The following is a 12,262-nucleotide window of genomic DNA, read 5'->3' on the forward strand; positions in this document are numbered from 1 at the left end:
GAGTCTATGCGCTCGCCGCAGGTTCGCAGGCGGGGCAATGGTAGCCTTCGAGCATCGAAACCCCGGCTGACACAGGAGATCTCTTTGCCTGAAACGTCCGCTCGCGTCGGCATCGTCGTGAGGACCAAGGATCGGCCGATGTTCCTGGAACGCACTCTGGGCGACATCCGCCGCCAGACGCTGCACGGCTGGGAGGCCGTCGTCGTGAACGACGGAGGGGATCCCGCCGCCGTCGACGGCCTGGTGGACGCGCTGCCGGCCGCGGACCGGGCCAGGATCACCGTCATCCACCGGAACGAGGGCCTCGGGCGCTCCGCCGCGGCCAATGCGGGCGTCCTCGCGCTGGAGACCGAGTTCGTCGTGCTGCACGACGACGACGACCTCTGGGATCCGACCTTCCTCGAGGCGTCGGTGGCCTGGCTCGATCGCGAACCGGGGGATGCCGGGGTCGTCAGCCGCACCGAGATCGTCTACGAGCGCATCGACGGGGACCGGATCGTCGAGACCGGCCGTGAGCCGTTCTGGGGCGAGATGGCGCGCATCACCTACGCGGACATGCTCCAGGTCAACAGGTTCGTCCCGATCGCCTACGTGTATCGGCGGGAGCTGCACGACGAGGTCGGGCTCTACCGGGAGGACGTGCACGCCGCGGAGGACTGGGAGTTCAACCTGCGCGTGCTGCGGACCCGCACGATCGGATACCTGCGGGATGCCGTCCGCGCGTTCTGGATGCAGCGACGCGGACAGGACGGCATCCTCGGGAACAGCATGTTCGTGCTCGCGGACGAGCACGACCGCTACGACCGGATGATCCGCGACGAGGCTCTGCGCTCCTTCGTCGCCGCGCACGGCGACGGGCTTCCGCTGTACCTCGCGCGGTACGTCCAGGACGAGGTGGAGCGCCAGCTCGCCGCCCAGAGGACGCTCGGGAGCTATGCCACGGATGCGGCGCGCAAGGGATGGCGGCGGCTGCGTGGGCGCTGACACGGCGTCGATCGTCGCACAGCGTCTCGTCTTCCCGACCGGGGGCATCGCCGCCGACGCGGAGGCGCTCTATCTCCGCGGCGACGCCGAGGTCGAAGGGCGCGATGCGGTGCGCATCGCGCCGCACGGGGCCGCCTCGTTCGCGACCTACTTCAATGCCTTCCCGGCGGGGATCTGGGCCGAGGCCGGGGGAATCGACAGGGCGACGCTGCGGCTCACCGCGGACGGAGAAGGCACGCATCGCCTCTACGGCATCGCCGCAGAGGGCGCGCCGCACCTGCTGGCGGAGGTGCGGGGCAGCGGCGATCTGGTGCTCGACACCGGCGTCTTCTTCGAGGGGCTGACCTGGGCCTGGCTGGAGACGGAGGCCGCGGATGCGCCGGTGCGGGTCAGTGCAGGGGAGTGGCATGTACCGGCTCATCCCGCGCCCGTGCGGATCCTCGTCGCGATCACCACGATGAACCGGGTCGACGACTGCGTCCAAGTGCTCGACGCGCTGGGCGGCGACGAGCTGGCCGACACGATCGCCGAGGTCGTGGTCATCGATCAGGGGAGCGACCCGATCGCGCCGCGTCTCACGGGATCCGCACTTGCGAACGACGTTCCGCTGCGCCTCATCGAGCAGGCGAACCTCGGCGGTTCCGGCGGTTTCAGCCGCGGGATGATCGAAGCGCAGGACGCCGGCGTCACGCACGTGCTCCTGCTCGATGACGACGTCCGCGTCGAGCCGGAGTCCCTTCGAAGGCTGCACGCGCTCGCCGCCGTCTCCGTCGGCGCACCGCTGCTCGGCGCGCACATGCTGAGCATGCTCGAGCCGACGGTGCTGCACTCCATGGGGGAGCAGATGGACCGTCGCGCGATGTGGTGGCATTCGGTGGAGCCGGAGCTCTCCTCGGCCGATCTCGCGGAGCGCCCGCTGGAGAGCACACCGGCGCTGCGGCGATTCCGCCCCGTGGACTTCAACGGCTGGTGGATGTGTCTGATCCCCGTCGCCGCCGTCCGGCGCGTCGGAGCATCGTTGCCGTTCTTCATCAAATGGGACGATGCCGAGTACGGCATGAGGGCCGCGGCCGCCGGTCACCGCACGATCACCGTGCCAGGAGCCGCGCTCTGGCACATCCCGTGGACCTCGAAGGATGACGGTCTGGACTGGCAGGCCTACCATCAGCTGCGCAACCGCGTGGTCACGGCGCTCGTGCACGAGCGCCGCCCGAGGAGGGTCCTGTCCGCGACGTGGGCGCAGGACGTCAACCACATCCTCTGCCTGCAGTACGGCTCCGTGTACCTGCGCAACATCGCACTGCAGGACATCCTCACCGGCCCGGAGCACCTTCCGGCACTGCTGCGGGAGGGCAGGACGCGGGCGCAGCGGATCCTCGTGGACGCGGGGCAGGGCGTCCATCCCGATGCCGAGAGCAGGGCCTCCGGACGCGGCTCAGGATACGGTCCCGCCGCCCCTCGGGGACCGCGGGCCCAGGCCGGCCGCCTGCTGCGCGTGCTCGCCCATCAACTGGCCGCGGTGCGGCCCTCGGCCGCAGGGCCGGAGCCGGTCGCGCGCGCGCAGGGCAAGTGGTGGCGCCTCGGTCTCGCCGACGAGGTCGAGCTGCGCAGCGCCACGGGGAAGGGCTTCTTCCGCCTGCGGAGATCGCGCCGCGAGGCGTTCTCGCTGCTCGCGCGCTCGGCATGGCTCCGCATCCGCATCGGACTCGCCTGGCCCGTGCTGGCTCGGCGCTACCGCGATGCGGCGCCGGAGCTCGCCGACGCCGCATCATGGAAGCGGATCTATGCCGAAGCGGACGCGGCCTCGCGCGATTCCGTCGGCTGAGCGCTCGGCGCGGAACCGTTCGACGGCTCCGTCCCGTTCGACGGCTCGGTCCCGTTCGACGGCTCGGTCGGAGCGGGACGGACGCCTTCGCGCTCGGGAAGCGGGCCGAGCTCGGCGCGGCGCCTCGTGGCGGTCAGCGCGAACACCACCATCGCCAGGGCGAACGCCGCGCTGCCGATCAGCCACACCACGAGGGGCGACGGGGTCGCGCGCCACCACCATGCGACGGCGCCGCGGAGGGTGAGGGTGCCGCTGCCCGTGTAGCGGTGCATGTTGTCGTACAGGGCGACGGCGTTCGCCGCGGTGAGCAGCACGGCGATGGTCCAGATCTGCGCGCTCGACAGCGACACCCCGCGGTCACGACCCCGCGGATCCTCGGACGGCGCCAGCACGACCGCGACGAACAGGATGATCAGGGGCAGGACATAGCGCGGCTGAACCTCGTACCCGACGAGCACACGGCTGGACACGAGGATGTACAGGGGCACCAGGAGCGCGGCGGCGCCCACGCCCACGACGGCGACGAGCTTGCGCCACCCGCGCCAGCGGAGCGCCACGAAGAGCACGCCCAGGACGCAGAAGATCGCGAACGCCCAGACGACAGGGTGAAGGGCGGTGTCGAGCCAGCCGAGCTGCCATCCGAGTCCGTAGATGCCGGACCACAGCCCCGGCATCGCGAGGAGGTTGCCCACGATCAGGTCCGTGGTGGACATCGTGGACTGCGACTTGCCCATGCCGTTGATGGCCAGGCTGGTCTGTCCTGCGCCGAGGAAGGCGAAGGCGGCCAGCACGACCATCACGACGGGGAGGAGCGCACGGAGGTAGAAGCTGCGCTCGTTGCGGAACGACAGGGCGAGTGCGGCGCAGACCCCCACGATCGCGTAGGCCGCGCTGTCGCCGCGCGCGCCCAGCCCGAGCAGGGCGGTGAGGAGCGCGATGCCGCCCAGCGCGTACATGCGCCACCCCTTGGCGGCGAAGTAGCCGAGCAGCGCGGGGAACATCACGGCGATGGAGATGATCGACCAGCTGCTCGGATTCACCGAGGGGATCAGGAACATCGCCAGAGGAACCGCGGTCAGCGCGACCCCGGCGGAGAGGGAGAATCGGAGCCGTCGGGGCAGGAGAAGCCACGTTCCGACCAGCAGCACGGTGAAGAGCGCCGCGTTGACCAACCGCATGATGATGGTCGAGACGGCGATGTTGTCGCTCGCCAGATGGGACATCCAGTAGTAGAACCCGGACGGGTACTGCGTCGAGCCGGCGTTGACGTGCTTGGTCTGCTCGAGCTTGAATCCCTCGTCGAGATAGCTGCGGCCCTGGCAGGATGCGTTCTTGTCGGGTTTGAAGGCGTAGCAGGGGGCGTCGACGGCCTTCTTCGGCACGTACCAGTGCCGTGCGTCCGAGCCCGGCTGGCACATGCCCTCCTTCGGACCGCTTCCGCACCAGATGCTCGCGAGGTGGAACTCCTCGTCCGGCGTGGCGCCGACCGGCGAGCTCAGGGCCCAGGCGCCCAGGGAGAGGAACACGGCCAGGCCGGCGAGGAGCGTGATCAGCAATCGGGACAGGCGGGTCATGGTTCTTCTCGTTCCGAAGGGGTCAGGGCGGGGGAGAGCGGTGAAGGGGCGGTGGTGAGGAACGCAGCGATGATCACGGCGACCGAGCCGCCGACGCCGCCGACGGCGAATCCGAGAAGCGCGCCCCACATGCCGTACAGCGGCGAGAACACCGCCATCACGACGGTTCCGGCGATGAGCGCGGTGAGCCAGATCAGGGCGAAGGCCTTCTGCCGGCCGGCGGAGACCAGGTAGGCCGCGGACGCGCAGGTCGTCGAGATGAAGAAGACCACGACCAGGAGGGCCTGCATGGCGCCCGCGCCGTCGACGAACTTCTGCGGGTAGAAGATCGACAGGATGAACGGCGACAGCGCGATGATGGCGGCGAAGATCACGACGAAGGCCGCCGTCGTCGCGATGACCATGCGGCGATGGGACTGCCGCATGAGCGCGGGATCCAGGTGGAGCTTGGCGAAATGCGGGATCAGCACCTGGTTGAGGGCCTGGGAGATCATGTTCGCCGGCGTCGCGAGGGAGAGCGCCGCGGCGAACAGATCCGCCTGGAGCGGCGTGTCGAAGGCGCGCACGAAGACCATGGTCGCCGGAAGCAGGCCGCCGGTGGCGAGAGCGCCGATCGTGGCGTCGCGGACGAACCGCGCGAGCATGGCGCGCTGCTCCGGCGTGCTGGGCATCGGGCGGGTGCGCGGACGGGCGAAGAAGGCGAACACCGCGTACCCGACGGCCAGGGGCAGCAGGAGCGCCCAGTTCGCCCCGGCGAAGAGGACGGCGACGAGCGCCGTGATCGCGAGCAGGGAGGAGCCGACGTCGGCGATCAGCGAACGCAGGATCCGGTCTTCGCCCATGAGGACGCCGCGGGTATAGACGTAGGCGTTGTAGCTCCAGGTCAGGATCGCGCAGCCGATCGCGGCGTACGGATCCTGCGTCAGCAGGAACGCGATCGGCGCCGCGACGAGGGCGAGCAGCGTCGACGACACCCAGAACCACCGGTTCAGCACGCCGATCGCCACGGCGGAGAAGTCCCCGAGCGGCAGGTAGCGCGATGCGCCGATGCCGAGGCCGGCCGGAAGCATGAGCGACAGATAGACCATCACCGAGAGCAGCGCGCTCGTGTCGCCCACGGCGCCCGCTCCGGCCAGATGCGCGATGACGACCGTGTACAGCAGGCGGGCGATGCCCTGCGCGGCCATCCCGCCCGTCGTCAGAACGGCGCGTGAGAGCACGCCGGAAGTGCCGCCGCTCACCGCTCCTTTGCCTTCGTCCGCACCAGCGAGGCGAACACCGCGCGATAGGCCTCGTAGGCGACCCGGGGGTCGTAGTCCCTCTCGCTGCGCGCGCGGGCGGTGGCGCTGAGCGCTGCGCGCTCGGCATCCCCGGCTTCCGCGTAGGCGGCCAGGGCCGCTGCCAGCGCGGCGGCGTCTCCGGGCCGGACCGCATAGCGGCGGTCATCGGCGAACGCCGCGCAGCTGCCGAGATCGGAGGTGATGACGGGCACTCCGGCGCCGGCCGCCTCGATCCCGACGAGAGGGAACGTCTCGCCGTAGAGGCTGGAGATGACGAGGGCGGCGGCCTCGGACAGCTGATCCTCCGGGCGGTCCGTGGGGCCAAGGAGGCGGATCCGTCCTGCACGCACGAGCTCGTCGGCGTCGGCGTCCGAGATCGCCCGCGCCATGGCCGGGTCTTCGGCGGTCACGCCGGGCCCGTAGGCCACGAGGCTCCACTCCGGATGGTCGTCCGCGATGTCCGAGAAGGCCCGGAACAGGACCGAATGCCCCTTCACCGGGTGGTTCCGGGCGAGGGACAGGAACTGCCTGGCGTCGACGCGGAAGGAGGCCGCCGCGGGCAGCGGCGCCGTGTTCAGGATCGCCGGACGGACGTTGCGCATGCCGAGCGAACGGAGGAAGTCCGTCATCTGCTCGCTGTCGCTCGTGGGCACCACCGCCTGGAAGCGGAAGGAGAGGAGTCCGACCGCGCGCGCGATGAGCCGGGTCAGCGGATGATCCTGAGGGCCGAGCTTCTGCGTGTGCGCCGTCGTGACCCTGGGCACGCGCAGACGGGCCAGGGCGGTCACGATGTCGGCGTGGAAGAGATTGGACCAGACCACATCGGGCTCGAACGCCCGGGCGACGCGCTGAAGGGCGCGCACCATCCCGGGGAGGTTGCGGGACGTCGGCGGGAAGCCGAGGTAGTGGACCTCATCGAAGGACGCTTCGAGCCGGGCGCTCAGGGTGCCGGGCCGCATGAGGACGGCGAGTGCCAGCCGGTCCTCGGAGCGCCGCGCGGACGCCAGCGTGGCGAGGAGTCGTTCGGCGCCCCCGATGTCCGCATCCGAGCAGACGACGAGTATGCGCAACGATCCTCCTTGGAGACGTCGGTCGGGAGCTAGCGATCATCGTACAGTGGTCTCCTGAACGCCCCGCCCTGCGCGGCACGTCGTCGCCGCGAAGCCCGAGGAGAGCGCAGATGAGGATCGCCTTCGTCGTCAACAACTACCCGCCCAAGACGGGCGGCGTCGAGACGCACGTGCACAGCCTGGCACGGCGCCTGCGGTCGTCCGGGCACGAGATCCTCGTGATCACCCTTGCCGACGTCGCCGGCGCGTCGTCCGAGGAGGGCATCGAGGTCATCCGGATGCGGGAGCATCTGCGGGTCGGGGACGTCCTCGGGTTCCCGTCGCCGGGGACGACGCGGCGGATCGCGCGCCTCCTGAAGGAGCGTCGCATCGACGCCGTCTCCGTGCACACGCGCTTCTTCCCGATGACCTGGATCGGCCTGCGCGCCGGTCGGCGAGCCGGGACCGCGGTCGTGCACACCGAGCACGGCAGCGACCACGTCGTCTCGCCGTCCGCGCTCATCTCGATGGCGAGCCGCATGGTCGACCGCACGCTCGGGCGTCACGTGCTGCGCGCGGCCGATGAGGTGCTGGGCGTCTCGGAGAGCGTGACGGGCTTCGTCCGCCGACTGTCGGGGCGCGAGGCGCGCGTGTTCTACAACGCCATCGACGCGTCCCCGCGACCCGCGACCTCTGGACGATTCCCGCGCGCGGACCGGCTGGTCTTCGTGGGGCGTCTCGTCGCGGGCAAGGGCGCGGACGTCTTCGTCGATCTCGTGGCGGAGCTGGCGGCGGAGAACCCCGGCCTCGAGTCCGTGATGCTCGGAGACGGACCGGACAGGGCCGGCATCGAGGAGCGGATCCGTCGCGCGGGGCTCGAAGCGCGGATCGCGGTCCGCGGACGCGTCTCCGCAGAGGAGGTGCGGCGCGAACTGCGCGGGGCGATCCTGGTGAATCCGACCACGCTCGCGGAGGGATTCCAGACCACGCTGCTCGAGGCGTTGGACGTGGACGGTCGCGTGGCGACCTACGACGTGCCCGGTGCGCGACTTCTGCGAGAACAGGGCTACCCGGTCATGATCGCGGCGCGACGGGATCTCGGGGCGCTGCTCGAGGCGGTGGATGCGGCCCGCAACGCCGATTCCGGCGATGCGCGACTGCACGGCTGGTACTGGGAGGACCGGGCCGACGAGTACGTCGAAACCCTGGCGCGGAGCGTCCAGGGGCGCTCCAGGATGGGGTGACATAGACTGGGGCGGCCCGTTTCCCCTCCCGAAAGCCTCATGGATCACTCCTCGCACAACGACGACACCTGGCTCATCATCCCTCTCTTCAATGAGGCGACGGTGGTTCGAGAGGTCATCGCCGATGCCCGCACCACGTTCCCGAACATCGTCTGCGTCGACGACGGGAGCTCCGACGACTCCGTGTCGGAGGCGCTCGCGGGCGGCGCGATCGTGCTGCGCCACCCGATCAACCTCGGACAGGGCGCCGCACTGCAGACCGGCATCGAGTTCGCGCGGAGCCAGCCAGGCGCCGCCTACTTCGTGACGTTCGACTCGGACGGCCAGCACCAGGTGAGCGACGCGCTCGCGATGGTGCAGCGCCTCCGCGACGAGCCCTACGACATCATCGTCGGATCGCGCTTCCTGGACGGCCGCACGAACGCGGGAGCCCTCAAGAAGTTCGTCCTGCGGCTCGCCGTCCTCTTCGAGCGCCTCAGCACGGGGGTGCGCCTCACCGACGCGCACAACGGCCTTCGCGCGTTCAACCTGACCACCGCGCGCACCCTGCGGATCCGTCAGAACCGGATGGCGCATGCGAGCGAGATCGTCGCTCAGATCGGCAACCACAAGCTCCGCTACGCCGAGCAGCCCGTGCACATCATCTACACGGACTATTCGCGGTCGAAGGGGCAGTCGCTCTGGAACTCCGTGAACATCCTCAGCGAGCTCTTCATCAAATAGGACCGGACATGTTCGATCAGATCATCATCAAGGTCCTGCTGATCGCGGCCTTCATCATCTTCGGACTCATCCTGCTGCGGCCGGGTGGATCCGCCCGCAACCAGGCGATCCGCACGATCACCCTCATCCTGCTGTTCGTGGCGGCGGTCTTCGCCGTGCTGTTCCCCGGACTCATCGACGATCTCGCCCGCAGCGTCGGGGTGGGGCGCGGCACGGATCTGCTGCTGTACGCCTTCATCATCGTGTTCGTCGGCAACGCGCTCACCGCCGTGCGGCACAGGCGCGCACAGGACGCGCAGATCACCCAGCTCGCGCGGCAGATCGCGCTGCGTTCGCCGGAACGTCCTCACGAGCACCAGCAGGAAGGGGAACTCTGATGGATCTCCTCATCGTCGGGTCGGGTTTCTTCGGCCTCACCATCGCAGAGCGCGCCGCCGCAGCGGGGCGCAAGGTCACCGTCATCGACCGTCGTCATCACATCGGCGGGAACGCCTACAGCGAGGACGAGCCGACCACGGGCATCGAGGTGCACCGGTACGGGGCGCACCTGTTCCACACGTCGAACCCGACCGTGTGGGAGTACGTGAACAGGTTCACGACCTTCACGAGCTACGTGCACCGGGTGTACTCGACCCACCGCGGCGAGGTGTATCCGCTGCCGATCAACCTCGGCACGATCAACCAGTTCTTCCGTTCCGCCTACACGCCCGCTGAGGCGAAGGTCCTCATCGCGGGCCAGGCGGGCGAGTTCGACGCGCACGAGGCGAAGAACCTCGAAGAGCGCGGGATCGCGCTCATCGGCCGACCGCTGTTCGAGGCGTTCATCCGCGACTACACCGCCAAGCAGTGGCAGACCGACGCCAGGGAACTCCCTGCGTCGATCATCAGCCGGCTGCCGGTGCGCTACAACTACGACAACCGCTACTTCAACGACACGTGGGAGGGACTGCCCACGGACGGGTACACCGCGTGGCTGGAGCGCATGGCGGATCACCCGAACATCGACGTCGAGCTCGACGTGGACTTCTTCGACGAGTCGCAGCCGCTGAACAAGAAGGCGACGGTCGGGCAGGTGCCGATCGTCTACACCGGTCCGGTGGACCGCTACTTCGACTACGCGGAGGGCGAGCTGAGCTGGCGCACCATCGACCTCGAGCAGGAGGTCCTCGACGTGGGCGACTTCCAGGGCACGAGCGTGATGAACTACCCGGATGCGGACGTGCCGTATACGCGCATCCACGAGTTCCGGCACTTCCATCCCGAGCGCGCCGATCGGTACCCGACGGACAAGACCGTGATCATGCGCGAGTTCTCCCGCTTCGCAGAGCGCGGCGACGAGCCCTACTACCCGGTGAACACGTCGGCCGACCGCGAGGGACTCCTCGCGTACCGCGAGCTCGGCAAGGGCGAGCAGGGCGTGCACTTCGGCGGCCGCCTCGGCACCTACCAGTACCTCGACATGCACATGGCGATCGGATCCGCTCTGTCGATGTGGAACAACCAGTTGGCATGACGGTCGACGCAGAATCCCGACGGGCCCACAGGGCGGCGGCGGCGCGCAGCAGCGCCGTGCCGCCGTCGTCGCCCGGCTATCGCCGCGACATCGACGGGCTCCGTGCCGTCGCGATCCTCCTCGTCGTCGTGTACCACGTCTGGATCGGGCGGGTGTCAGGGGGCGTCGACGTCTTCCTGATGATCTCGGCCTTCTTCCTCACGCGCTCGTTCGCGCGCCGGCTGGACGCCGGCAAGCCGCTCGCTGTCGGAACCTTCCTGCTGAGCCGCTTCCGGCGCCTGATGCCCGCGGCCGCGGTCGTGCTCGCCGCGGCACTGGGCGCCTGCTGGCTGCTGCTGCCGGAATCGGCGTGGCCTCAGCTGTGGAAGGAGGGATGGGCCTCCCTGGGCTATGTGCAGAACTGGGTCCTCGGCTTCGACGGCGTGGACTACTACGCGCACGACTCCGGTCTGGCCTCGCCGCTTCAGCACTTCTGGTCCCTCTCGGTGCAGGGGCAGGTCTTCGTGCTCTGGCCGGTCCTGTTCCTCCTCGGCGCTCTTCTCGTCCGATGGACGCGGAGGTCCGCCGCGTCGGTGATGGCCGTTCTCTTCGGCCTCGTATTCGCGGGTTCGCTGGCGTTCTCCGTGTGGGAGACCGCCGAGCAGCAGACCTTCGCCTACTTCGACACCCGCGCGCGGCTCTGGGAATTCGCGGCCGGATCCCTGCTCGCGCTCGCGCTGCCGTATGTGCGGGTGCCGCGGGTGCTGCGGGCCGTCCTCGGCTGGCTCGGCCTGGTCGGGCTCGTCGTCTGCGGCATGGTCATCGACGTGCGCGGAGGGTTCCCCGGCTACCTCGCGCTGTGGCCCATCGTCTCGGCCGCGCTCGTGATCATCGCAGGCACGCGGCCGGCGGACGAGCACCCCGAGCTCGGCGATCTCGGGCCTGGGCGATTCCTCGCGACCCGTCCCGTGCTGGCGCTCGGCCGCGATGCGTACGCGCTCTATCTGGTGCACTGGCCGATCCTCATCCTGTGGCTCACGGTCCGAGAGCGACCGCACGCCTCGTTCCTCGACGGCCTGGCGATCATCGGTCTCTCGCTGATCCTCGCCCGGCTCGTGACCGTGCTCGTGGAGCGTCCGCTGAGACTGCCCGGAGGCGAGCGGGGCAGGCCCTGGCGCAACGTCGGAGTGATCGCGCTCTGCGCGGCGCTGGTCGCCGCGGTGCTGGCGCCCTGGCAGGTGGCCACGACCGTCAACGCGGAGATCCAGAAGGCGGCCTTCGCAGCGCAGTACACGGGGGCAGCCGGGGGAGACACCGCGGGCGACGGCAAGGACGTCCCGCTGATCCCCGTCCCCGGTGCGGGAGATCGCGAGCGCTGGTCCCGTCTCGACGAAGCGTGCACCGGTCGGTTCGCATCGGACATCGCCGAGGTCCAGGAGAGCTGCTCGCAGACGAAGAACGCCGCCACCGCCAAGCAGCTCGTCGTCGTCATCGGCGATTCCCACGCGAACCAGTTCTCCGGAGCCCTGCGCCCCGTCGCCGACGAGCGCGGCTGGGGGGTCGTGATGCTGATGCGCCCGTGGTGCTCGCTCGAGACGCATGAGGAGGGGACGGACCTGTCGAACTACTGCGACGACTGGCAGCGGGACGCCACCGACCTCGTGGTGTCGATGCATCCCGACGCGCTCTTCACGATCGTCACCGCGGCCTCCCCCGACTCCCCGGATGAACGGCTCATCAACGGCGCGAACGAGACCGTGGACAGGTTCCTGTCCGAGGGGATCCGCGTCGTCGGCGTGCGCGACAACCCTCGTTCGGCGGTCGACAACCGCTACGAGTGCGCCATCGAGGGCCACCCGTGCAACTTCCCCGTCGAGCAGGCCCTTGCCGCGGAGAATCCGGCCGCGCCGCTCGCGGATCGCATCGGCCTCGTCGACTTCACGCCGTGGATCTGCCCGAACGGACTCTGCCTCACCGAGATGGGGCACGTGGCGGTGTATCTGGACACCAACCACCTCAGCTTCCCGTTCGTCAGGACCCTGGCCCCTGCTCTCGATCAGCAGCTCGGCGACTTCCTGAAGCCGTGACACA

10 protein-coding genes are annotated in these 12,262 nt (G+C 69.6%); 7 read left to right on the forward strand and 3 right to left on the reverse strand.

All coding sequences use genetic code 11. The features are described 5' to 3' along the window. Positions 1-6: 6 nt before the first annotated feature. Positions 7-984, forward strand: a complete 978-nt coding sequence (locus tag CQ044_RS17350; RefSeq protein ID WP_105689628.1) for a glycosyltransferase — start codon at positions 7-9, stop codon at positions 982-984. Further along, the gene (locus CQ044_RS17355; protein WP_181158368.1) at positions 974-2,809 is read left to right on the forward strand and encodes a glycosyltransferase; all 1,836 of its coding nucleotides are present in this window, start codon (positions 974-976) and stop codon (positions 2,807-2,809) included. Before CQ044_RS17350 ends, CQ044_RS17355 begins: the two co-directional genes overlap by 11 nt. Here the strand turns inward: CQ044_RS17355 and CQ044_RS19670 are convergent. The 3 genes from CQ044_RS19670 to CQ044_RS17365 are packed head-to-tail and all read right to left on the reverse strand — an operon-like array spanning position 2,767 to position 6,733. Then, complete coding sequence (locus tag CQ044_RS19670) at positions 2,767-4,383, reverse strand: DUF2142 domain-containing protein (RefSeq protein ID WP_181158369.1); 1,617 nt, start codon at positions 4,381-4,383, stop codon at positions 2,767-2,769. The genes CQ044_RS17355 and CQ044_RS19670 overlap by 43 nt on opposite strands. Beyond that, a complete protein-coding gene (locus CQ044_RS19675) occupies positions 4,380-5,624 on the reverse strand; it encodes a lipopolysaccharide biosynthesis protein (RefSeq protein ID WP_181158370.1) in 1,245 nt (414 codons plus the stop codon). Before CQ044_RS19675 ends, CQ044_RS19670 begins: the two co-directional genes overlap by 4 nt. Next, positions 5,621-6,733, reverse strand: a complete 1,113-nt coding sequence (locus tag CQ044_RS17365) for a glycosyltransferase (protein ID WP_105689630.1) — start codon at positions 6,731-6,733, stop codon at positions 5,621-5,623. Before CQ044_RS17365 ends, CQ044_RS19675 begins: the two co-directional genes overlap by 4 nt. Positions 6,734-6,843: 110 nt before the next feature. On the opposite strand from CQ044_RS17365, the gene CQ044_RS17370 reads away from it, so the two are divergent. From CQ044_RS17370 to CQ044_RS17390, 5 genes are read left to right on the forward strand one after another with little or no spacing between them, the layout of a single operon-like run. Next, on the forward strand, positions 6,844-7,956 hold the full coding sequence (locus CQ044_RS17370; protein WP_105689631.1) for a glycosyltransferase family 4 protein: 1,113 nt from the start codon (positions 6,844-6,846) through the stop codon (positions 7,954-7,956). A 39-nt stretch (positions 7,957-7,995) separates the two neighbouring features. Next, a complete protein-coding gene (locus tag CQ044_RS17375) occupies positions 7,996-8,679 on the forward strand; it encodes a glycosyltransferase family 2 protein (protein WP_105689632.1) in 684 nt (227 codons plus the stop codon). A gap of 8 nt (positions 8,680-8,687) precedes the next feature. Next, positions 8,688-9,056 carry a DUF2304 domain-containing protein gene (locus CQ044_RS17380; protein WP_105689633.1) on the forward strand — a complete coding sequence of 123 codons (369 nt, stop codon included), beginning with the start codon at positions 8,688-8,690 and terminating at the stop codon, positions 9,054-9,056. Then, positions 9,056-10,192, forward strand: coding sequence for a UDP-galactopyranose mutase (glf, locus tag CQ044_RS17385; RefSeq protein WP_105689634.1), 1,137 nt, complete (start codon positions 9,056-9,058; stop codon positions 10,190-10,192). The genes CQ044_RS17380 and glf overlap by 1 nt, the downstream gene beginning before the upstream one ends. Continuing rightward, the gene (locus CQ044_RS17390) at positions 10,189-12,258 is read left to right on the forward strand and encodes an acyltransferase family protein (protein ID WP_105689635.1); all 2,070 of its coding nucleotides are present in this window, start codon (positions 10,189-10,191) and stop codon (positions 12,256-12,258) included. Before glf ends, CQ044_RS17390 begins: the two co-directional genes overlap by 4 nt. The last annotated feature ends 4 nt before the right edge of the window (positions 12,259-12,262 follow it).

Origin of the sequence: Microbacterium sp. MYb64, assembly GCF_002979495.1 — a bacterium.
Lineage (GTDB): Bacteria > Actinomycetota > Actinomycetes > Actinomycetales > Microbacteriaceae > Microbacterium > Microbacterium azadirachtae_A.